Source organism: Staphylococcus sp. AS1337 (assembly GCF_051408735.1).
In the GTDB taxonomy this organism is placed as follows: Bacteria; Bacillota; Bacilli; order Staphylococcales; family Staphylococcaceae; genus Staphylococcus; species Staphylococcus xylosus_B.
Map to the genome: position 1 here is coordinate 74112 of NZ_JBOIHZ010000001.1, position 24474 is coordinate 98585.

The 24474-nt window shown below is 31.7% G+C and carries 21 protein-coding genes; 7 read left to right on the top strand and 14 right to left on the bottom strand.

What is annotated here, in order from left to right:
- Window positions 1-113 precede the first annotated feature (113 nt).
- On the bottom strand, window positions 114-953 hold the full coding sequence (locus tag ACSUE0_RS00345) for a YitT family protein (RefSeq protein WP_119613934.1): 840 nt from the start codon (window positions 951-953) through the stop codon (window positions 114-116).
- Between the two features lie 334 nt (window positions 954-1287).
- Window positions 1288-2058, bottom strand: coding sequence for a 2,4-dienoyl-CoA reductase (fadH, locus tag ACSUE0_RS00350; protein ID WP_182475151.1), 771 nt, complete (start codon window positions 2056-2058; stop codon window positions 1288-1290).
- 264 nt (window positions 2059-2322) lie between these two features.
- Between fadH and ACSUE0_RS00355 the strand changes: the two genes are divergently transcribed.
- The 3 genes from ACSUE0_RS00355 (at window position 2323) to ACSUE0_RS00365 (ending at window position 4335) form a co-directional block, all read left to right on the top strand.
- On the top strand, window positions 2323-2625 hold the full coding sequence (locus tag ACSUE0_RS00355) for a PadR family transcriptional regulator (protein ID WP_436955979.1): 303 nt from the start codon (window positions 2323-2325) through the stop codon (window positions 2623-2625).
- Between the two features lie 19 nt (window positions 2626-2644).
- Window positions 2645-3574 (top strand): chromate efflux transporter, encoded by a 930-nt coding sequence (gene chrA / locus ACSUE0_RS00360; RefSeq protein ID WP_436955501.1) that lies wholly within the window; start codon window positions 2645-2647, stop codon window positions 3572-3574.
- 152 nt (window positions 3575-3726) lie between these two features.
- Window positions 3727-4335, top strand: coding sequence for a GNAT family N-acetyltransferase (locus ACSUE0_RS00365; RefSeq protein ID WP_119613931.1), 609 nt, complete (start codon window positions 3727-3729; stop codon window positions 4333-4335).
- 119 nt (window positions 4336-4454) lie between these two features.
- On the opposite strand, the gene ACSUE0_RS00370 is transcribed toward ACSUE0_RS00365, so the two are convergent.
- The 6 genes from ACSUE0_RS00370 to ACSUE0_RS00395 all read right to left on the bottom strand — a co-directional run bounded on the left by ACSUE0_RS00370 (window position 4455) and on the right by ACSUE0_RS00395 (window position 12472).
- On the bottom strand, window positions 4455-6164 hold the full coding sequence (locus ACSUE0_RS00370; RefSeq protein ID WP_436955504.1) for an ABC-ATPase domain-containing protein: 1710 nt from the start codon (window positions 6162-6164) through the stop codon (window positions 4455-4457).
- Between the two features lie 358 nt (window positions 6165-6522).
- Entirely contained in the window at window positions 6523-6876 is a 354-nt protein-coding gene (locus ACSUE0_RS00375) for a hypothetical protein (protein WP_119613929.1), read from the bottom strand.
- Between the two features lie 501 nt (window positions 6877-7377).
- Window positions 7378-8592 carry an MFS transporter gene (locus ACSUE0_RS00380; protein WP_436955506.1) on the bottom strand — a complete coding sequence of 405 codons (1215 nt, stop codon included), beginning with the start codon at window positions 8590-8592 and terminating at the stop codon, window positions 7378-7380.
- A 362-nt stretch (window positions 8593-8954) separates the two neighbouring features.
- Entirely contained in the window at window positions 8955-9929 is a 975-nt protein-coding gene (gene speB, locus ACSUE0_RS00385) for an agmatinase (protein WP_119613927.1), read from the bottom strand.
- 17 nt (window positions 9930-9946) lie between these two features.
- Window positions 9947-11332, bottom strand: a complete 1386-nt coding sequence (locus ACSUE0_RS00390; RefSeq protein ID WP_436955508.1) for an MFS transporter — start codon at window positions 11330-11332, stop codon at window positions 9947-9949.
- Window positions 11333-11578: 246 nt separating this feature from the next.
- Window positions 11579-12472, bottom strand: coding sequence for a LysR family transcriptional regulator (locus ACSUE0_RS00395; RefSeq protein ID WP_436955510.1), 894 nt, complete (start codon window positions 12470-12472; stop codon window positions 11579-11581).
- Between the two features lie 121 nt (window positions 12473-12593).
- Between ACSUE0_RS00395 and ACSUE0_RS00400 the strand changes: the two genes are divergently transcribed.
- Window positions 12594-12746, top strand: coding sequence for a hypothetical protein (locus tag ACSUE0_RS00400; protein ID WP_182475134.1), 153 nt, complete (start codon window positions 12594-12596; stop codon window positions 12744-12746).
- Between the two features lie 125 nt (window positions 12747-12871).
- Here the strand turns inward: ACSUE0_RS00400 and ACSUE0_RS00405 are convergent, their stop codons facing one another.
- Together ACSUE0_RS00405 and melB are read right to left on the bottom strand one after the other, a co-directional pair.
- Entirely contained in the window at window positions 12872-15856 is a 2985-nt protein-coding gene (locus ACSUE0_RS00405) for a glycoside hydrolase family 2 TIM barrel-domain containing protein (RefSeq protein WP_436955512.1), read from the bottom strand.
- A 14-nt stretch (window positions 15857-15870) separates the two neighbouring features.
- Window positions 15871-17259, bottom strand: coding sequence for a melibiose:sodium transporter MelB (gene melB / locus ACSUE0_RS00410; RefSeq protein ID WP_436955514.1), 1389 nt, complete (start codon window positions 17257-17259; stop codon window positions 15871-15873).
- A 176-nt stretch (window positions 17260-17435) separates the two neighbouring features.
- Here melB and ACSUE0_RS00415 point away from each other — a divergent pair, with 176 nt between their 5' ends.
- On the top strand, window positions 17436-18272 hold the full coding sequence (locus ACSUE0_RS00415; protein WP_119613579.1) for an AraC family transcriptional regulator: 837 nt from the start codon (window positions 17436-17438) through the stop codon (window positions 18270-18272).
- A gap of 166 nt (window positions 18273-18438) precedes the next feature.
- Here ACSUE0_RS00415 and ACSUE0_RS00420 read toward each other — a convergent pair whose 3' ends face one another.
- On the bottom strand, window positions 18439-19272 hold the full coding sequence (locus tag ACSUE0_RS00420; protein WP_119613578.1) for a LysR family transcriptional regulator: 834 nt from the start codon (window positions 19270-19272) through the stop codon (window positions 18439-18441).
- 123 nt (window positions 19273-19395) lie between these two features.
- On the opposite strand from ACSUE0_RS00420, the gene ACSUE0_RS00425 reads away from it, so the two are divergent.
- On the top strand, window positions 19396-20391 hold the full coding sequence (locus ACSUE0_RS00425) for a YeiH family protein (protein WP_436955517.1): 996 nt from the start codon (window positions 19396-19398) through the stop codon (window positions 20389-20391).
- Window positions 20392-20541: 150 nt separating this feature from the next.
- Window positions 20542-20913 carry a nuclear transport factor 2 family protein gene (locus tag ACSUE0_RS00430; RefSeq protein WP_436955519.1) on the top strand — a complete coding sequence of 124 codons (372 nt, stop codon included), beginning with the start codon at window positions 20542-20544 and terminating at the stop codon, window positions 20911-20913.
- Window positions 20914-21330: 417 nt separating this feature from the next.
- Here the strand turns inward: ACSUE0_RS00430 and ACSUE0_RS00435 are convergent, their stop codons facing one another.
- The 3 genes from ACSUE0_RS00435 to ACSUE0_RS00445 form a co-directional block, all read right to left on the bottom strand.
- Window positions 21331-22236, bottom strand: a complete 906-nt coding sequence (locus ACSUE0_RS00435; protein WP_119613575.1) for a DUF5996 family protein — start codon at window positions 22234-22236, stop codon at window positions 21331-21333.
- 327 nt (window positions 22237-22563) lie between these two features.
- On the bottom strand, window positions 22564-23001 hold the full coding sequence (locus tag ACSUE0_RS00440; RefSeq protein WP_436955521.1) for an antibiotic biosynthesis monooxygenase family protein: 438 nt from the start codon (window positions 22999-23001) through the stop codon (window positions 22564-22566).
- Between the two features lie 32 nt (window positions 23002-23033).
- Entirely contained in the window at window positions 23034-24407 is a 1374-nt protein-coding gene (locus ACSUE0_RS00445) for a cryptochrome/photolyase family protein (protein WP_436955522.1), read from the bottom strand.
- Window positions 24408-24474: the final 67 nt, after the last annotated feature.

Consider the following 24474-nt stretch of genomic DNA (forward strand, 5'->3'; position numbering starts at 1 on the left):
GCTTCAACATAAGCCACGGATCTTCAAAACATCAATTATATAAGCAGTAAATAACTCGTTGAAATCACGCAATCATTTTATAAAAAGCTGATTTCCTAACTACACTACCGAATTTATTGTAGTTTCATAAATCCATTACCTAAGACGTCGCGCACGTCATGGATAACTAAAAATGCATTTTCATCATGCGCGTTAACAATTTTTTTAATTCTAGCTAATTGATTTTGCGGTACCACGACATAGAGTACATTTGTTTCTTTACGTTCATAGCCTCCTACACCATTTAATAGTGTGGAACCTCTACCTGTTTCATTATTAATATCTAAACTGATATCTTTATTATGATCTGAAATAATCGTAATCGCTTTTTTCGGATTAAAGCCTTCTATAATAAATGCCATACTTTTTTCAACAATAAAAAGCATTACAATCGTATATAATACGTTTTGGACTGGAAGTACAATTAAGAACGATAATACAATAATTGAATCTAAAATAAATAATGCCTGCGAAGTCTTCATCTCGCTATACTTATTTATAATTTTAGCAATGACAGAAGTACCACCTAGTGTGCTTCGTGCAGAAATCACTAGTCCACTTCCTATTCCTATCAACACACCAGAAAACACAGTATTGATAAAATCAGATTCCAGATGCATATTAAACGATTCAGTCAGTCCTAAAAACGCTGAACTCGAAATAACTGTGATTAAAGTATAAACTGCGGTAGTTTTACTTAAATATTTCCAACCTATCACAATTAATATCATATTTATAATCAAGGAAGTGAGCGCCGGTGATAAACCCAGTGTATATTTCAAGTTTAAAGAAATACCAACTGTGCCACCTTCTCCTAAATTTGAAGCAATGACAAACGCATTGATACCTATACTAATAAGAAACGTACCTAAAATACAAAAACATATATTTTTAAAATGGATTTTATACAACATCCCCCAAACACCTCTTTTCTTAATTATTTAAAATACACACACATAAATTCCTCAAAATAACATTTTCTTCCTTAAAAATCAGACGACATAAAAAGAAACTTTCTAGTTATTGAACCAAAAAGTTTCGTAAATTAAAGCTTTTATTAATTTTTTTAACACAAGTCTATATCATAGTAGAAAAGGACGATAATTTCAATTGAATGAGGTTAAATTAAAATTGTATCCGTTAACTAAATTATATTTTAGTTATGTGTACTAATTAAAGAACTGTACGAACGACATGCTCCATTAGTTTTATGGTATATGTTAATTAGTTATTCTTGTCACACCTTAATTAAAATGGGTTTTGATTCAACCATTGGCCGCCATCCATAGTCATACATGCACCATTTATATAGCTAGCTTCTTCTGATAATAAGAACTTAGCTAAACCAGCTATTTCTTCTGGTTGCCCCATTCTACCTAACGGAACACTATCAAGCGTTTGTTGCTTAGCTTCTTCTGATAAACTAAGTTTTCCTGAGCCCCCTGTATTATCAATCGGTCCTGGCGCAATTGCATTGACTGTAATGCCATATTTACTTCCCCACTCTACTGCTAGTGTTCTTGTCATAGATAATACACCAGCTTTAGCACTTGCTGAATGCACCACCCCGATACCAGCTCTCCATGCATAGGTTGCTACCATATTAATAATGCGTCCTTGTTGACCATTTTTTATCCATTCTTTACCTACAGCTTGTGTACAATGCCAAGTTCCATTAAGGACAATATCTATAACAGAGTTCCAACCATTGAGTGATAAGTCTTCTGCCGGACATAGAAAATTCCCTGCCGCATTATTGACCAAGCCATCAATTTTTCCATATGCTTCTATTGTTTTATCTACTGTGTATTGAACCCTTTCAGAGTCTCTCACATCCATATCTATACATAACACTTGACCTTCAAACTTCTCCATTTCAGCTTTGGCCGCTTCTAATCGTTCTAATGAACGACCAGTAATTACAATGTTTGCACCTTCTTCGGCAAATCTTGTTGCCATTGCTTTACCCATACCACTACTACCGCCTGTCACAATAATTACTTTATCTCTCATGTGCATTCTCCTTTAAATAAACGACTTAAATTAACACGTCAAATAACTATAGTAAGCGCTTACACATAATTGTACCTTACTTATCTATCATTAGTAAATAATCTTAATTATTCTTAATTACGCGTATTTAAATATATAAAGTAACACTTATTATAAATTTTTAAACTTTCTGTAAATATAGTCAAAAGCACCGTAATACATGCTATGTTATTCATGAAATCGAAAACCGATATCGGTTAACTTTATTAATAATTAAAGGGGCTGTATAATATCGATTCTAAATTAGAAAGACGTATGTTTCTCGGATTTATTTATATCCATATTTTACATCATGCTAATGAACATCCTATTTATGGTAGCTGGATGATAGATGAGTTAAAAACACATGGGTATTCAATGAGCGCTGGAACGCTATATCCTCTTTTACATCGAATGGAAGATGAGTCATTACTTGTTAGTGAAAAAACTGTCGTTGCCGGTAAACAACGTAAGAACTACACAATCACTCCATTCGGTGAGAAAATGCTAGAAAAAAGCCATCAGAAATTAAAAGAGATTGTCGGAGTAATTTAAAATTGGAAGGTTATTTGTTATGAAATATTTTGAAGTCTTCCTCGTAGCTCTGAGGTTAGGCTGCACTTCATTTGGCGGCCCAACAGCACACCTTGGTTACTTCTATGATGAATATGTGAAACGGAGGCAATGGCTGATAGAACAACAATACACCAATTTAGTCGCATTATGTCAATTTTCACCTGGACCCGCTAGTAGTCAAGTTGGATTCGGTATTGGTATAACTAAAGCAGGTTTGATTGGCGGCGTAATTTCATTTATTGGATTTACTATCCCCTCAGTGATTATACTAATGCTTGGCGCCACTTTACTTTTAGCTTACAGCAACGATTTAGGTTGGGCACATGGCCTAAAATTAGTTGCCGTTGCAATTGTATTAAATGCAATTATAGGCATGGGACAAAAATTATTGCCCGATTTAAAAACAAAAATTTTAGTATTGTTCACCTTAGTGTTAGCTATAACAGTCATTCATCCATTATCACAATTAGGTGCCTTGACTGTAGTGGCTATAGTTGGATTAGCGCTTTTTAAAGAAACAGATGAACAGAAAGATTCGATAAAAATATTTAATATTCCACGAATAGTAGGCGCCATCTATCATATACTATTTTTTAGCCTTTTATTAATCTTATCTATATTGAATTTTGTCACTAACAATTCGTGGATTAACATGGTCGACAACTTTTATCGTTCTGGTACTCTTGTATTCGGCGGTGGACATGTTGTCTTACCTTTATTAGAACAATCATTTGTAGCAACTGATATGATTAGTTCCGATGACTTTTTATCAGGTTACGCATTAACACAAGCAGTACCAGGACCGTTATTTACATTTGCTGCATATATTGGAACCGTTATGTCTGGTATTACAGGTGGTATCATTGCAACAATTGCTATATTCTTACCAGCCTTTTTATTATTGGTCGGTGTTTTACACGGAACGTAACAGTGCTGTCACACAACCCGATGACTCACCCTCATCTAAATAAAGTATATAATTATTTTAAGTTTGTAAGTCGTTATTTTAAATAATGCTAAATTATTTACTTATGTATATGGGTATAGGTTAAGTAGAACACTTTTTTAGGAGGATAGATAATGCACAATTTAAAAATCATTCCGGCTTATCCACAATTACAAAAAGGCGCGCATTTCCACTTACTAGCTATAAATGATATGGCAAAAGTTTTATTCTATACAACAGACAAGCAAGTATTAATTCGTAATATGCAGAAATTATGGAAACAACCTAGTAATCGTTTTAGTTATCAAAATACAATGGTTGCTATGGTTAATGAGCAGCCCGCAGGTGCTATATCGTGCTTGCCTTACAGTGAACTTCAGCAACAAACATTTACGACTGTATGGCAAATTGCAAAAATTCAAAAGTCGCAGTTAATCCCTCAATTCTTACATGCATTTAAAGATATAATCGCCCTTATAAGGTTAGATGAAGGCAATACAGACGAGTATCATGTGAGTATGTTAGCAACACTTTCCCAATTCAGAGGTATGGGTGTTGGACGTGCTTTACTTGAATATGCTGAACAACTTGCGTTACATAAAGGTTATACAAAAATTTCGTTAACCGTTGAAGTTGAAAACACTACGGCTCAACACTTATATGCTAAACAGGGCTATAAAGTTATCGGACAGTCCGGGAATAATCATGCGCAAGTTTATAAGATGCGTAAAATGATTAAATAACATTATTCTTATTCATTTAAATAAAGACTAGAAATTTCAATTTTCCAAAAATCATTCGATAATTATATGTATATGAACCAAAAACGCACCGACAACTATTTGCCGGTGCGTTTTTGAGTTTATTTATTTTTCACCTTTAGTCCACGGTAACGATTAAGTGTTGCACAAAACTCTTGTTTTCTTGGTAACGCTAAGTTGCCCGGATGTCCTTCAAATGACGATATTGTATCTAATCCTTGCTCTTGAATAACTGTGTATAATTTATCGGCCGCTTGAGATAATGTATCCTGCTCATTTAACAAATGACTTTGATAATAATTGATCATTGCTGCTAAACACTGAGTTTGACTTGTATCCACCAATTGTTCCAAACCGGAAATATCGATAAGTTCTTTGCCATACAAAATGGAATAACGTCCTTTTACTTTAAAACGGTTGTCTTTTCCTTTTTTAGTGAAACTCGATTTTAACGGTACTCTAGCAGGTAGATTGCCAAAATCACTATGATTTGTAGCATTTGTTGTATTGTCCGGTGTTTGGGCAATCGCTTTTGCATTTTCAGTAACATCTTTTAAGACATATTCATCCATCATTAACACCTGGTCAGCAACCTCAAAATAATCACCTGAGCCACCTACAATTAAAATAGTGGAAACACTATAATCTTCATACAGTGGTTTTACTTTACTCGCAAATGGTGTAATAGGTTCTTTTTCAGGTGCAATTAAGCGTTGCATACGGCTATCTCTAATCATAAAATTTGTAGCTGAAGTGTCTTCATCAATCAGTAATAATGATGTACCTGCTTCTAATGCTTCCATAACATTCGTTGCTTGAGATGTACTACCACTCGCATTTTCAGTGGAAAACTGATGTGTATCTTTATTTCCCGGTAAATTATTTATAAATGGGCTAATATTCACCTTCTCAATATGGCGACCATCTTCAGCTCGAATCTTCATGGCATCATGACATGTAATAACATATTCTCTACCATCTCCATCAATATGATTATAGATACCGTGCTCAAGCGCTTCAAGCACAGTCGATTTACCGTGAAAGCCTCCGCCTACAATTAAGGTAATACCTTTAGGTAGCCCCATCCCAGTAACTGTCTTTCCACTTGGCATAGTCATTTGTACTTCTACATTTTTAGGACTTGTAAACGCAACTGCGTCAGGTAAATGTTTATCTGATACGCCACTTTTGCGCGGTAAAATCGAACCATTCGCAATAAATGCAACAAGATCACGACGTTCAAGCTCCTCACGAATAAAAGCTTGATCTAGCATTAACGTAACCTGTGTATCTAATTTCACATAATCTATATTTTTATAGAGCAATGATTCATGTACAATGTTTGGCAGTATTTCTATTAATGTACTTGTCGCAGCTTTCCCTAAAATTTTTCTTCCTGCCGCTGGCAAACTAATCTCAAGTCTTACTTCGATATCATTTTTATTGATTACTACCGCTGTACGCTCTAAAATTTCTTGGCCACATTGATCTATAGTAATGTTTGATGCAGCTTTTGGATTTTGGCTGTTTCGCTTAAATGAACTTATACTATCATTAAAAGTTCGCGCTAAAAAGTCTGCTACAGCGATGACTTTATCTTTAGTGTCCAATAAATTGTTAGGGATACTAGCTATATCTCTACTCATCACTACCCTCATTTTGGATGGAGGGGCATACGGGTCTACTTGTATATGGTCTATCGCAAGTCGAAACTGTTTGAACTGATATATCCCTTTAAGCCGTTTATAAGCACCATATTTCTGTCCATCTAGCGATTTCAATATTTGCGTTAACTCCGTTGCATTTTTCAATAGAAAACCTCCTAAAGTGGTTTGACGAAATTTGGAAATCTAAAATATTTTCAAAATAAGTATAAGGTAATAAAATTAATCTTATACCAAAACTATTTGCAATAACATTCAAACCTATTCTTCTATTCGCAATATTATGTTGAAATGCCAAATTTCACCAATAAAATAAGAAATTTACAGAAATCTGATAGAAGAATAAATACTTTAAGTCACATTAAAAAGTGGCTTTTTATGTTTCACTTTATATAAACCAATCATAATATATTACTTTACATATTTGAAAGTTTTCATTCACTATAAAAAAACACTTTCGCTTATTTCACCCTTTAAAATGAAATCGTGCGAAAGTGTTATTATTTTAATCTACTAGCATATATTTACTCGCTTCTTGTGTTTCTAAAAGCGTTAAATCTTTTGTTGCATCCATGAGCGAATCGAGTGATTTTTCAAAGTAAATTATTGTAGCTTGATATAAACCATTACCACAATCTTGAAGTGTCGTTCTCATATTGTCTTCACCAATCAATGCGATTGCTTTTTTGGACTGTTGTATATGTGTTTCTAAAGCTTCTATTGATACAACATCACTTTTCTCAATACAAAAATAAACCTCTTCTAAACTTATTTTTTTTATTCTTTTCAAGTAATGTGTGTTCATTAGTTGTAATTTATATTTTTCATTTTCTACATTTTTAATCGTAGAGTTAAGCATAATCAAGCTCCTTGTCTCTTGTTCATTATTATATATATTTTCACTATTTAAATCTTATATGCCATAGTTACTTTTCTATTATTAAATCATTTGTTTTAACTTTCGCAGTACATCAATTAAGAAGTCAACGTTCTTATTGTTTTTCCTCCTCTATATCTAAAAGTACACATCTACTCGTCAGTCATTTTTAAGTTTTACGTTACATTGCATTGTGTATTTATACACCTCAAAATACACACAATACTCAATATAGTATAAATTTATACATAAATAAAGCGAAAATGTATTATAACGAATAAATTAATTTTTGTTAAATGAAACCTATACTAATTAAAATTTTCTATGATATTCTTCAAACACATATTAACCTTCTTTTAATAATCATTTTTTCAAAAAACAAATTATTTCCAAAACATTTTCACCATAAAATAAACCTCCCACTATTACAATTAGTGAGAGGCTCTCGATTATATATGAAATTTTATAATAATCCGTTCTTTATTAATCAATTGTTCTATATACTTTAGAATTCATTAGAATAAACAACCAAACAACGATACTAGCTATGGCTGAAATTGCTAAAACATTAAAAATTGAAATATCCATTGTATTTAATCCTGAAATCACAACATATGAAATTGGATCAAAACCAGTCATTGCAAGGAAGATTAAACTCATCACTCTGCCTGTCACCTTTTCATCTGAAAATTCTTGAGCCATGGTAATAAATGGAATATAAACAATTGTATACGAGAATCCTATTAAGAATAATAATACTATTTGCCAAATTAAATCTGTTACTTGTGTAAATGCCAAGAATATTAAAAGCATAGCTAATAATGTAAATAATGTTATTTTCCCTCTAACTTTAGTTAAAGTGACGATACTTAGTAATACTGTTCCAGATAACATACCTACACCTAAACTCGATTGTAAGTAAGTTAAATTGATAGGCGTGCCTCCCGAAGCTTCTACTAATATGGGGATACCTACGCTTAAAGCTCCCAAACCAAAAAAGTTAGCAGTAACAAGAATAATAATTCCTGTAATTAAAAAACGAGATGACTTTACATAACGGAACCCTTCAATAATATCTTTAATTGGAGTTTCATTGGAACGTTCTGGTGCTTCCGTTTCTTTGATAAAGGACGGGAAAACGAATATTGCTGATAAAAATACAAAAATTAGAGCAACGTAGAAACTTGTTGCGATTGAAAAATTTTCCATAATCATACCTGCAACAATTGGTCCAAGTATAAATGATATTTGAGTACCACCTTGGAAAAGAGAATTGGCTCTTTGAAGTTGTGCTTGTTTAACCACTTTAGGAATCAATGATGTACATGCAGGGCCAAAAAATGCATCTAACATACCAAATAAAGCAGCTAAAATCATTAAAGGAATTAATGAAAGTTGATTATTAATAATAAGAAAATAGAGGATTACCATAACAGCAGCTTCTGCAATATTTGAGTAATACATAATCGTTGTTTTCTTAAATTTATCAGCCACCATACCACTAAATGTCATCATCAGTAGTCTAGGCACCGTAGCCGATACTAATATGTAACCTAATGCCATCGACGATTGTAATTCTTTAACAGCATACCATGTAATCGTTGTTAAAATCGTACTAAATCCAATCATGGCAAAAATACCTGCTGCTAACATGAGCATGTATGTACGATTGAATATAAGTTTGTTAGATGTTGTCAATTTTATTCCTCCTAAATTGCAATTAGATGTTGTCCGTTTCTAGATATGTAATTCAATAGATTTTGATAATTATTTAAATTGCTCATGTATGGTAATCTATTCTATTTCAGAAGACAAATACTATAATTACACGTTTTTTATTATTAAATTTATTTAGCATGTTATAATTATAACAAACATTATGTATATTTTATAATTTATATTTATATATTTTATTTCTAAGCAAAATATGGATGATTTTAATGAATATACCCCCCCATTAATTAAACATAAAAACACTTCCTTACGAATCAAATAGAGTATGAAGCGCAAGGAAGTGCTTTTATTTTAATATCGAATTTTACAGCTACTTATTTTTATATTTATCTTTCACCTTTTAATTCTCTTTCTTTTAAAACATAGCTCAATAAATCTAGCATAATACGTGCAGCAGTTTGACCTGTCATACCTGTTTGGTCATACATAGGGGCGACTTCTACTAAATCAAATGCTACTACTTCATTATGTTTGGCTACTGCTTTTAGTAAATCATTCACCTCGTCATATAGTAGTCCCCCAGGAGAAGGGGTACCGGTACCAGGGGCGATTGACGGATCAATACCATCAATATCAATAGTAATATATACTTTTTCACCTTTTGGAATAAGGGAGGCTAAATTTTCTGCTCCTTTTTCTCTCATTTGTTTGGGTGACAAAATTGTTGCTCCATATTTTCGTGCTGCCTCGACATCTTCTTTTAAACTACTGCTAATCCCCCTAATACCATATTGATAAATGTTTTTTACATGATCCATTTCTGATAATCTTCTAATGCAGCTACCATGACCATATCGTTGTCCTGATCTATGATCTGCCCAATCTAAATGAGCATCAATTTGTAATACATGGAATGGCCCTAATGCTTCAAGTCCTTTTCCTGTCGCAGCTGTTATAGAGTGGTCTCCCCCAATAATCACAGGCATAACCTCTGTTTCAATGATTTTTCTTAATGTTCTTTCAGTATTTTCATGACTTTGCATAAGATCGCCATGTACAATATCTACGTCTCCTATATCAAATACCTTCCATTTGGGGCCTAAGTATGTGATATCATTTTCTATATCATATGCGCCATCTAAACCAAAACTATATAGTGTAGAACCTTCTCTAACTGCTCTAGGACCCATTCTTGCTCCCGACTTCCATTGTGTCCCCATATCATTTGGTACGCCAATCACAGCAACATCCGCATTAAGTTCTTTTAATTTTTTTATATCGTCACAAACTGGATACTTTCCAAACGTACATATTCCAGTAAACGGTAGATTGAGTATTTGTTTTTCTTCTGGTTTCATCATAGTTAACTCCTCCATTTTTAAGTTAATTTTGCTTTTAATGATTTTTCATACATTGTCGATATCAAAATAATAATAGATATAATTCCAAATGTGAGAGGTGTTAACATACCAATTGCACCTGCTAAATGAATGTCATGAATCAAGACTGAAAATGTACTATAAATTGCCGTTGATATAGCGATTCCAAATGAATAACCTAAAGAACTCGCCATCTTATATATACCTGAACCAATACCTGACTTGTCATCGCTTACATTTTCTAGCAAAGTGTCAATAGAAGGGGTAGCATATAACCCTATTCCAATGCCACCTATTAAGAATCCTATAAATACAACTACAAGATAGGTGAAATTAGGCAAAAATGTTAACGCACCTGAACTCATTCCTATACTCGCAATAATAATTGATAGAAACATTGGCTTGCTAGGACCAAACTTCTGAAGCATTTTCTCACCAACTCTAATCATTAACAACAATGCTACAATATTACCTAACGTTAACAAACCGGTTTCAAAGGCTGAATATCCTCTAGCAACTTGAATATAAGTATTTGCTACAACAATAGTACCTGCTATACCATTTTGTAAAAAATTAGTAAGCACCGCGCCTGTGAAAGGCTTAGATTTAAATAACTTTAAATCTATAAATTGATTCTTTCTAGACTTTTCGTAAAAAATAAAAATTAAGGCTAATATGATAGAAGTAATAAATAATCCTATGGTAGTTATACTAAACCAACCTAATTCTTGACCCTGCGTAATAATTACATTTATTACTAATAGTGCTAAAACAAAAATACTAAACCCTACTACATCAAACCTTTTTTTGTTAAATTTAGAAATTTTAGTTTCTTCAATTGTCCTAAGTAATACCATAGCGATTGCAGATACGATTATAGAAAGTACGAAAATTAGTCGCCAATCAAAATATGTCGCTATTAATCCTCCTACAAATGTTGTTACACCTCCGCCTCCCCATGATCCAAATGACCAATAACTTAATGCACGTTGTCTTTCACTTTTTTCAAATGTTGTTTTAATTAAAGCTAAAGTTGCTGGCATAATTAAAGCAGCAGATAATCCTTGAAGTATTCTTGCAAATATCAACAAGACAGGTTCTCTAGCTGCAATAATTAACAACGATCCAATAATACTGATAATTAATCCAACATAAGTAATTCTTTTTCTTCCTATCCTATCTGCGATACCTCCACCAACTACTATGAATAGTCCACAAAATAGCGACGTCAAACTCGTTGAAATATTCAAAATACCTGATGAAACTTTAAGGTCTTTTTGCATCGTTGGTATGATATTAATCATTGATTGAGCAAAAAGCCAAAAAGTTAATATTGCCAATACCATTCCTAAAATATACAAATTTGTTTGTTTTTTAGCTTTCATGGCAACCCCCCCTTATTTGAAGATAGCTTCAAATTAGTTGAAGTTTAGCACCATAATAATTACACAGCAAATAAGTTTTCAGAAAAATAAGATTATTAAAGAGTTTACTTTGTTCCTTAATCTCTTATTATCACTGCAATATTCCAATATAAATAACTATAAATATTAAGAGGTTATAAAATTTATTTATGTACTTATTAATTTTTTAATAAAAATACAGCAAGCAACATTAGCTTGCTGTTTGTCCTATTTGCAATTATAATACTCTGCACAAAAAGTTATAAAATTTTTCATATCATTATTCATTGCATTTTCTTTATAGAATAACCATGTATTTCTCATAATTTTATGCCCATTTTTAAATACTAGGTCTTTTGTATAAAATAGATCTTCTTCTAAAATACAAGACTTAGGTACAATAGAATATCCCATATCTTTTTGAACAAACTTTTTACAAATTTCAATTTTATCCGCTTGTAAAATATTTTTGGCATAAGTATTATACCGCTCATCCCACCACTCATTAATAGCTTTAGATATTGAATTTTCTAATTCGATATAAGTATTATAATTCTGATGCGCTTTGTAAACAATTCTATGTTCTGTTTGTAGCTTTTTTAAATTTATAGGTTGATTGCTAATAATTGTTAAGGGATCCTCTTTTAATAAAATCCTTTCACCATGCCATTCATAATCACCTGTGATGATTCCTATATCAATATCGCTATTTTCTAATTGTTCCAAAATTTCAATACTCCATCCACTTGTCATGTTCGTATATACGTCTGAATAATTTTCTACATAACTTTTAACTAAATCAGGCATATTATAAATTGCGAAATTAGTATTTGCCCCTAACTTAATGGTTCCTTTCAATTCTTCTCTAATCTCATTAATATTTAACTTCAAATTTTGAATTTCAAACAATACTTTATTTGAAAATTTAACGAGATATTCACCTTCAGGTGTAAAATTAAATTCATTCCCTTGTTTATTAATAAGTTTAATACCAAATTCTTTTTCTATCTTTTTTATTCGATAAGATAGTGTTGGTTGTGACATAAACAACCTATTTGCAGCTTTTGTAAAACTTTTATCTTCGTTTAATAATGACAATATTTTATAATCATCCTCTTGCATTCCAATCCCCCCTTAGTTGTAAATTATAGACAATTGTACATCACCTTTGTTATTTTTCTAAGATATTTTAATTACCATATCATTTATCGTACTTTTCTTATTTTTCATCGTCTTCTTCAGCATGAATTTATCAGAAGTTGCAGTATCAGGTTCAGACGCTACAAATCTAACAAACAGTATAGTTGTTGTAGGCGTATATGCGTTAGTTGGCATAATAGCTTTTGTTCTATCTTATGTTACTTCATTAAAAATATTTAAGAATCAAGAATTATAATGAGTGAATATTAATATAGAAATCACTAATAATTAAGTTGAATTTCAGTAAAATAAAAACAGCCCTAATTAACTAATGTTAGTCAATTAGGGCTGTTTTTATTTACATATTATTCAAAAAATTACTTAGACAAATTTCAAATTAAAGCTAAACTCGATGTATCGATCATTTAATCGATATGCTTCATTTAATTCTGGTCCACAACTATTTGAACCTATACCACTTTGTGCATAATCTATATATACATAGGTTTGATCTTCAAGTTCTAATGTATCTTTATGAGTTGTTTCGGTCAGCTGTTTTAATGAATAATGCGTTGTATTAAAACTAAATGTATTGTCACTTGTCACGATAACTCTTTTATACCCATCACTAATTTCAACAAATGTAGTTTCATTATGACTTCCTGTTTCTTGGGGTCTGATATGGACTTCACCATTGCCTGTGACAGTCGTCTCAAACTCATCTAAATAATTGGCTACACCTTTATCTTCGTAACTACTGAAAGGACCTTTGCCATAATATTTCACTTGTTCAAACACTTTAGGTAAGGTCAAACCTAAACCAAATCGTGGTAAATAAGGTGCTTTCATATCTCTTTCTAAATCATAAGTTACATTAAGTATTCCATCATGCTGAACACGCCAAGTCACTGTTCCAAATAGTATCGGCGGCACCGCGTCATTAACCATCGCTATATTAAAAATAAGACTGACCTCTGTCTCGCTTTCTACAATTTGATAATCGTGCACGCGTGTGTTGATACCTTTATAACCAGAGTAAGCCCAGTCACATTTTATATTCGTATCATTATCAGTGGGTGCTCTCCAAATATTATTTATTGTGTTTTGATTAATCACTATATGATTATGCTTAAGAACTGACTCAAGGCTTGCATTATCTTTATTAAAAACATACGTTTCACTTTTATCTACTGAAACTTTTATTAATTTATCAGTTTCATTTACTAGAATATCAATTTCACCCGATTGCTCATCCTGTTCTTTCATTTTTCGACGTTGATATACGATTTGATCATGTCCTAATTCAAAATTTTCATGACGAAATATATCATCATCTTTTAATTTATATCGTAATATGACATCACTGATATATTCTATATTAATATAATCGCTCAAATCAATTGTTTGCGTAGTATGTGGCAAGAAGTTTGAAAGAGGTATTTCACTTATCGTTTTTTCTCCATTCAAATTTGTCACTGTAGCCTCTACAAACAAATATTTCTCTGCAGGCATAAAATCCAATTGGTTACGTAGCCCAATTTTAAAATCATCTTGTGACACAAGTTTTAATGGTCTATGCTCTTGTTTGAATTCATAATAACCTTCATGGGGCACCCTATTTGGAAAAACAATGCCATCGACACAAAAATTACCGTCATGTAGTTTTTCTCCAAAGTCACCACCATACCTAAAAATAGGATTACCGTCTTTCATTCCAATTTGAATGGCATGATCGCACCATTCCCAAACAAATCCTCCGATAAAGTTATCATATTGCTCAACTAGTGTTTGATAAGCGTGTAAATCTCCTGGAGAATTGCCCATTGCATGTGCGTATTCACATAGGATAAACGGTTTATCTAAATCCGGCTTTTTCAAATAAGTTTCCTCAATTTCTTTAGGAGAAGGATACATTCTACTAATCATATCTATATTAGATAGATCATAGTGTTGTTGCTTATCTCGATATAATGTACCTTCGTAATGAATTGGCCTTGTATTATCTAGTGATTTGGCATGTTCTGCACCTTTGACCATATTCTTACCAAATCCTGATTCATTCCCTAATGACCATGATACGATAGAGCTATAATTTTTCAGTGGCATAATAGAAGCTTCAATACGCTCTATAATAGCTGTTTCAAATTTACTATCGTCAGCTATAATATTAAAATCTTCATTATTGTCTTCACCATATAACCTAACAACACCATGAGTCTCAATATCAGCCTCACTCATTACGTAAAAACCGTAATGGTCCGTCATTTCGTAGAATAACGGAGATTTTGGGTAATGTGCCGTACGAATGGCGTTAAAGTTCCCTTGTTTCATCAATTCTAGGTCTTTTTTAAAATGGGATTCTGTCATTACGTAACCAGTTTCTGGGTGACTATCATGGTAATTTGTACCACGCAGTTTGATGGATTGACCATTAATATAAAATTGATTATTTTGGATAGCCACTTCACGAATTCCAACTTTTTGTGTAATCACTTCTTGATCTGTCAAAATATATAATGTGTATAAATTTGGATTTTCTGTAGACCACAAATGTGGATTTTGGACATCAAATTGATATTCATGTACTCCAGATATGCTTGCTACCTCTTCATCTTCAGGGTTAAATAATTGAAATTCTACTGATTTTAGATTGTGCGCCCGTTCTATTTTTACATCTATCTGGGCAGAATTTAAACTGTCACTTAGATTTGTTTCCACTTTAAAATCATCAACACGTTCAGTTGCACGTTTCAAGATATAAACATCTCTAAAAATGCCGGAGTGTCGAAACATGTCCTGATTTTCAAAATAAGTACCATCAGAATATTTAAGTACAAGTACGTCGATATTATTCTCACCTTGTTGAACAAAATCGGAAATATCAAATTCAGAAATAGCATGTGCAATTTGACTATAGCCTATAAATTCATTATTAATCCATACATAAAATGCACTATCTACACCTTCAAAGTTCAAATGATAATCGTATTGTTGATCATATTCATCGATAGTAAACTTTCTCGTGTAGTGTCCACATGGATTATCTTTAGGTACATATGGTGGATCAAAAGGTATTGGATACTGAGTATTTAAATATTGTATTTGATCATAGCCATATAAATTCCAAACTGATGGGACTGTTAGTGTTTTGCTTTCCTGTTCATTTGAATGATTTAGATAAGCTTCTATTGACTCAAAGTATTGAAAGTACCATTCCCCATTTAACAATGTCGCATTTCGAGTATTATATCTTGTTCCAAAATTATAATCCACTTCCCCTTGTTGATATGGTATATAAAATGCACGTCTTGGTAATAAATTAACATGTTGAATCTCTATATTTTCGTGAAACTGTTGGTCTAACATGGATAACAACCCCTTTATTTAATTCTTTCTCTAAATTCCCTTTGGCGTTTATACTGTAATGTCTTTTCAATATCCATTAAAAAGTCACCTTTTAAATTAAAGGCTTTATGATATAAAAATGCAGCTAAACAAACGAAAACAAGTGGTGAAACTAAGATCATGATTCTTAAACCGTTAATTGTCACAACTGATTGTGCTTCGTTTGGCGTATAACCTAAAATAGATAAACCTACGCCGACGATTAATGCCGCTACCGCTTGAGAGGTCTTAGTTAAGAATGTATTTGTTGATGTAATAATACTTTCATTACGCTGACCGAATTTAACTTCTCCGTAATCAATCACATCTGCTAATGAAACAGTTGTGATACCAACCATAAAACCTGAACCAATTCGTAATATCCCCGCACCTATAATAACTAAAGTCATACTTTGTGGTGCAATATAGCCGGATATCAAAATAATTAACAATCCAGAGATAATGCATGTTATAGAAGTGTTAAATGCAGCGGTTCTGCCAACCCATTTAATAAAGCGTGGTAATAACAGTAAACCAACCATTTCGCATAAAATCATAGAATTAAAAATTGAAAATAAATGTTCTGCATTAACTACATATTTAAAATAATAAATAATAGAGCCATTTAATGTTTGTAAACACAAGTTAAAAGTTAAGAGTACGCCCATAATTGCTAATAATTCTTTGTTTTTAAATAAAATTCGACCGATATCTTTAAATTTAACTTTAATGCCTATTTGCTTTTCCATTTCTTGGTCTTCCGGTACTTTAAAGACAGTTACACCAATGGTAAATATAAAAATCAAACTACAAATTATTGCAAATACAAAAATACCTGTAGAATCACTACCTCCGCCAAAAATATCACCAAGTTTATGTATAAAGAATAAACCAAATGTGCCGACAGTAAATGCGGCTAAGCTAGCGAAAAATCTTGGAATGACTGATACTTCTTCACGTTCTCTTGGGTTATGCGTCAAGTTAGGAAGCCATGACCAATAAGGTATATCCATCATCGTATATGTCATTCCCCAGGAAATATATATAATAGAAATATAAATGTACATTGCTGTTTGTGGTAAATCAAAATTAGTAAATAATAATACTGTTACTACAGCATTAATCAATGTGCCGATAACAAGCCATGTCTTAAATTTACCAAAGTTGTTTCGTGTATTATCAACAATCATTCCCATAATTGGATCATTAATTGCATCCCATATACGTGCAACAAATAACATAACTCCAACAAACGCAGGAGATAGCCCTACTATGTCTGTAATATAAAACATTAGAAATACACTGACGATATTAAATATGGCATCCTTACCGACGGCACCGAAGCCAAATGCAAATTTTTGTTTCCCTGTTAAATGCCTATTCATTACATTCACCTCTATGTGAGTTCTTAATTAAAACGCTTACATATATGTTTATTCTATTCTATCAGTAGTAAGTTATGGTTATGAATAGCATAATGGTGACGATATATGGCAAAATGTTTCATTTTCAATTAATATAAATATAAGTTCAAATATGTTTTTTAATTAAGAGGGATAACATGCAAGTATTGTGGAAGAAATTTCAAAAAAAGCTGGTCGATGCTAATTTAGCCGAATGTGGTATTGAAATCGGCGTACCGAATGTAGGTTATAATTATACTGTTTTTCAAAAATCTGTATTACATATCGTAACTCAAGGAGAAGGTACTTTTAGTTATGCAGGTAAAACTTATCATTTAACTGCTGGAGATATTTTCTTGCTTGAACGTGGCATGGAAGTAGAATATAAGCCTTCATTTTCAAATCCTTGGACTTATTATTGGGTAGGCATGAATGGTAAACAAATATTAAATTATTTATCTCGATGTAGTATTGTTGATAGTCATGTCATATTAAGACAAGATACGACAGATATTAAAAATATAATTCAACTCATTTGTAAACTCTCTCAGAGTATTGAGTCAAACAACTCCAATGATATTCTGATTATGCAATATTTGTATCAATTAGTTTATACCTTACAAGAAAAGTTCCCTAAAAATTTTTCTGTCCAAGTTGATATTGTAAATGAAGATATTCAACATGCCGTTGACTTTATAAATACAAATTATCAAAAACATATAACTGTTGAGGATGTTGCTAAAAGCGTTAATATTACACGTAGTCATTTATATAAATTGTTCAAAAAGAATTTAAGTTGTTCCCCTAAAGAATATTTGACTTATATAAGGATGTATCACGCTTCACAATTATTAATACATACGAGTACACGTATAAGTGACATATCAAGACGTGTTGGTTACAAAGACCCACTACTATTTTCTAAAAATTTTACAAAACATTTTGAAATCAGTGCTTCTGAATATCGGTACCATTTTTCAATTAGCAACAAGTAATGATTGCTCACTCAATAGCATAGGTACACGAAATCAATGACTATCATTTGGTTTCTACCCTATGCTAATTGCTTATTACTGATTTATAATTAGCGACAATAACTTCTACTCCACTTCTTTACTCCTAAACCAAAATATTCTATTATGAATCATCTCATTTTATAAGTTATTTCATATCTTGCTTTAATACGGATATAACTCGTTTCATTTTTTCATCAAAGTATTTATTTTTATGTAAAATTAAATAGAAAAACCTCTCAATATCTAAATTAACAACTTCAAGTTGCTCCAAATCTTCAGGTGTTAATGTTGATTTAGATACAATCGAAAAACCATTTCCTGCATGGACCATACTTTTAATTAAACTTGTATTATTAATCACTACTAAATAAGGGTTTAATGATAATTGATTCAAACCATTTTCTTGGTATACACGAGTACCGGAACCTTGTTCTCGAATAAAACATGTCTCTAAATTAGACGGGCTAGATTTCTTCTTTTTAATTAATACAATTTCATCTTGAGCAATTGGCGTGCTTATAATTGCATTGTTTTGTATCTTTTTTTCGACCACACCAACGTCAACGATATTATTTTTAATTTGTTCAACAATCGTTTCTGAATTATCTAAGTGTACATGAATATGTAATTCTGGATACATTTGGGCTAATTTAGTTAGTTGTCGTGACAAACGATATTCACCAAATGTGTAACTGCTACCCAGTTTTAAATCTCCAGCGATTGTATTTGTTTGCATCTTTAGATCTTGTCGCAGCTCTTGTTCTAAATGATTTCTTTGCAACGCATATTGGTATAGTTTCTCTCCATCACTTGTTAATGCCATTTTTGAATGTTTAAGTTCAAATACTTTTACCTCATAGTCATTTTCAAGTCTCTTTATGTCTCTACTTATTGATGGTTGTGATGTATACAAATTTTCTGCAGCTTTTGTAAAACTTTGTGCCTTTACAACTTCAGTTAACACTTTTAGTGGGTCCATGCCTTATCACCTTTCATTATTTTATTCTTATCATATCAAAATTGTTATGACATATATACTAAATATTTATTTAACGTTATAAATTTGTGGTGCTACACTTTTGATAAAAGGAGGAGACGGTACATGACTAAATTTAACAATAAACCATTTATCTTTGGCATATTATTCACGTTTATCATTGCTGCAATAAGTTTAATTAGTTCAAAGCTACCACTTTTAGATAAGGTTGGTGCTTTGACAATTGCAATTGTTATCGCAATACTATTTAGACATTTTAATGGTTATCCTGAAAGTTATCGTCCAGGTATTACTTTCGCATCTAAACGTTTATTAAAATTCGCCATTATATTGTATGGTCTAAAACTTAATATCTTTGATGTTATAAATGAAGGTAGTACATTACTACTTATTGACGGCGGTGTCATAATTGTAAGTATTGGATTAATGTTATTACTAAATCACTATATTAAAGGAGATAAAGTTATCACATTATTGCTAGGTATTGGTACTGGGGTCTGTGGGGCTGCTGCGATAGCTGCTGTATCTCCAATTTTAAAAACACGCGAAAAAGACACAGCCATTAGTATAGGCATCGTTGCATTAATTGGTACACTTTTTTCACTAGGCTATACGGTAATTTATACACTATTCACAATACCACCAGAGATTTATGGCGTATGGTCTGGTGTGAGTCTACATGAAATTGCCCATGTTATTCTTGCTGCAGATTTCTCAGGTGAGACAGCTTTAAGAATTGGCTTATTAGGTAAACTAGGTCGAGTATTCTTGCTCATACCTTTAAGTATAATACTTATATTTGTGATGAACTTGAAATCACAGGCTAGGAATACAAACCAACGTATCGAAATGCCATACTTTTTAATTGGATTTGTATTAATGGCAATATTTCATACTTATGTACCTATACCTCAATTTATAATGCAAATAATTGAGCCATTAACAACAATTTGCTTATTGATGGCAATGGTGGCACTAGGGTTAAATGTATCATTTAAAGATTTGCAAGACCGAGCGTTTAAGCCTTTAATCGGTGTCATCATTGTATCTATGATATTATCAATTATCACTTTTATCATTGCCAACTATATTTATGGCTAAGTGTTTATTTTAAAAGGTTAATATAAAATTTACTGTTGATAAGCAGATATCTATACGACACCTTTAATTATATATAAAATAAGATTTTAATAAGACACTTGTTAATTGGGATGCTTATGTACAAATCAACTTATAAAGAAGGTCTATAAAATGAAAACTTTAGATTCATACTTTATCTTGTTCGATGAAGCTAGATATAGTGACGAAAGCTTTGATAAGTTAAATGATTTATTTAACGATGATATTGCATTTGTGTTGAATCAAAAAACTTTTAAAGGCAAAGACGCATGGAAACAATTTGTTAAAGGTGTGTACCAAACAAATAAAGATTTAAAACACATGCATAATGGCTGGATAGAACAAGAAGATGGCACTTTCAAAACACATTGGGCTATTTGTGGAAATAGATTTGAAACAGGTGTTTATACGCAAGAGGGTATAGATATTGCAAGATTAGATGATGAAGGGAAAATAATTTATTTAGAGAATCAACCTAAAGATAAAACATTATTTTCAAATTAACTATCTAGCTCACAAATTGTGAGGTGTGCTATATGACAATGCGACGTGGAATGAAATCATGAAGTGAAACTATCAATTAAATAATTAAAATCAAGTAGCAAACTATAATCTTCAAGATTCCTTCTAGCTCTTTTATATCCGTTAGCCCATTGTTTCACTATACGCACAAACAACATTAATAAAATGCTATTATGCTGCGTCTTAACCTAGACAACCCTCACTGTAACCTCACACAACCCTAAGACTAACCTGGTTGGTAAACATAATAATAAAACCATTCTTCTTGTATTTAATAAACAAAAGGAATGGTTTTAATTTTATATAATCTAGCATTTGATAAACAAAATTCATTTTATTTCTTTCGCATTACATAACACTAATTTTTTACGCTAAAGAACTAAAAATTGATTAAGTAGACTAACTCAAATGATTATTAGCCATTTTAAGCGGTAAGTGAAAATGACTACATCCTTGCCATTCTAAATAATCTTTTAAAATATTATAAGATTCATAGAAGAATTTTTCGATTTCGTCCATGCTCTCTTCACTGTATTCCGTTACTTCTATAATAAACTCTCCTAAATTTTCACTGTAATAGCTATCTTGTGGAAAATCATCATGACATTCAAATTTTCTATCAGCGAATGGATATGGTAATACAAAGAATGTTGGGCCTTTAAAATTATCATCTCCAAACCAAAATCCAAATTCGATCATTTCTTCATCAAAAGCTGCACGTTCAATGACCATATCATCATTTTCAAATGGTTGATGGATATCTTGAATAATTGCGCATGAAACATCAAATGTCCCCCAAAATAACCTTGGCGTAAACTTCCTAGTACGCAGTGGAGCGATGAATTGGGATTCTGCGTGATAGGCAAACTTCATCAACTTCAACACATCATTGCTAATTTGAGAATCATAGTGATGATGGTGCAAGTCTTCTTCAAACGGTGTCGTATCTGGGAATTCTTGTGGTATTGTATTAATATCTATAAACACTTTGCTTTCTGCTAATATACGTTGAATCTCTTGGTAGTAATATTGAATTGTAAGACCATCTTTCAATGCTATAATTTCTTTATTGTTGTCAATTCTCAACTCAATTTCATCATCAAGTAAATTGACGGTAATATAAAAATCTTTATTATCTGCATGCAACATACCTGTCGTAAAGCCTTGAACTGTAATATCTAAAGCTACATGCGCCCATTGTGGCTGTTGATAAGCTGCTGCTAATTTATATTTTCCTAGTATTTGTGATAATAAATGCATTGTTTCTTTTTCTTGCTCCCACTCATTTAATAATATATTAATCACTCCATTAAGTTATTTATTTATATTATTACATTTACCCATATTAAGTTTACTCATAACATAGAATTACCAAATAAATCGTCAACAATTTTCTTGCGTTAAATTATCTCTAGTGAGTAGTTAACCGATAGTGTTATGTTATTTACATGTTTCACGAGAAACTTTATAGTTATCACTAAATGGATTCCATATTATATAATATAAGAAAGAGACTACATGCAGCTTGCTCACGAGCTAACTGAAAATAAGCTGTATCATATAAGCTATTATTGATTAATATAAATCGTCTTTTTCCTTATATTTCAAATTATTCTACATTTTGAAATACACTTAACTATCAGTTAAATCTAAACTAATATTAAATGATAACTTTCTATTTATGGTATTTTTGTCTGAACCACTGTCAGTACCTCTTTTGTGATGTGAGGCTTTATACTCTTTAGAATTTTGCCAATGTTGATAAGTAGTTTCATCTGTCCAAACAGTTACAATAACATAATGCGCATGATTAGTTTGAGGCCTCAAAAACAATAGACTCTCAAAGCCTTCTATACTTTTTAAATGTCTATTTCTATTTAAAAACAAACGCTCAAATACTTCTTCAAAACTAGGATTTACATATAAATGATTAAAAACTGTAAATCCACTTTGTGGTAAATCATTAATTTGTTCTAAAATGGTATATTGCTGTTTTTCATTAAATTTTTCTATTATTATTTCATCATTGTTTTGTTCTAAGTAAATATGATGTATTGAATTTTTTAACATATGGAACATCGCCTCCTCAATCTATTTATCCATTAATACTGTTTAAATTTATGCATAACGTAATCTCTACTACTTTTATGATCTACGATAGCTTCTGGATAATCTTTACCAATTTCAATTTGATAATTTTCTTTAAATTTAGTCTTATGTTTTGTTGGGTCGTGGATAATTTTACTTGAGACCTTATCGAATATTTCTAACTGTGTTTTAATAAAATAACCCTGTGCATCAAAACGTTCACTTTGACGTATAGGATTAAACATTCTGAAATAAGGCACCGCATCAGTCCCCGTTGATGCTGACCATTGCCAACCATGTACATTAGACGCATTATCATAATCAATCAAATACCCTCTGAAATAGTCCTCACCCCATGTCCAATCAATGAATAAATTTTTAGTTAAAAATTGAGATACAACCATTCTCAAGCGATTGTGCATATATCCTGTGCGGTTTAGCTTCTTCATTGCAGCATCAACGATTGGATAGCCAGTTTGTCCTTTTTTCCACAATTCAAAATGCGATTTATTATAAGACCATTGCATGTTGCGATACTTTTCAGAAAAAGATTTAGTTGCAGTTTCTGGGTATTGTGTCATTAACACATAATAAAATTCACGGAATATAACCTCTCTAATAAAAGCTTCATAACTTGTTTCATCGCTATCGTAACCTTCAAGCAAATCATTTATAATTTCACGAATGTCGAGTAATCCATATGCTAAATATTTACCTAATCCACTTACAAAATCTTGTGATACATCGTCAGTCAATTTATCATAACGAGCGATGTCATCATTTAAAAAATCATCCCACGCTTTACGCGCTAACTTTTCTATATCTTTATTATTTCCGAATTTTAAGTCGCTTTGATTTGAACCTTTTTGTGCATTTTTGGTTAACTGCTTAAATTGATAATTTTTCTTAGGGGTATGTACTAAATCTTGACGATTTGCTTTATAAAAACTAGTAAATACTTTATAAGGCTGTTGCTGTTTATTAAAAGTCTTTGTAGGTTGAAAATAATGATTCACACGCTGCCCAATCACTGTAATTTGAAGGTTTTCAAAAGCTCGTTTGACATGATGATAGTCATACATTTCTTTGTGGTAACTCATAATATCTTTTGCTAATAATACATGAGACAACGCCAATGTATGAGCTAATTCACCTAGCTTTTCGTACGTGACAATATAAGGATATATATCATACCTTTCTAGCGTACTTACAAATCCTTTTATTACTTTATGGTAATAATCACGCTTTACTGTTGCTGCGTCATTTAAATCTTCTATAGGTACGATAAAATACACTTTATTTATCTCATCTTGATGCTCCGCTACATATTCAAATAGTGGATTGTCTTTAACTCTAAAAACACGATTGAGTACGACTCCTAAATGCATTCTATTGCCTCCTACTTTCGCTGACAAACATTTTTATCAATAGCTTAAATATAAATGCTTCAATTAT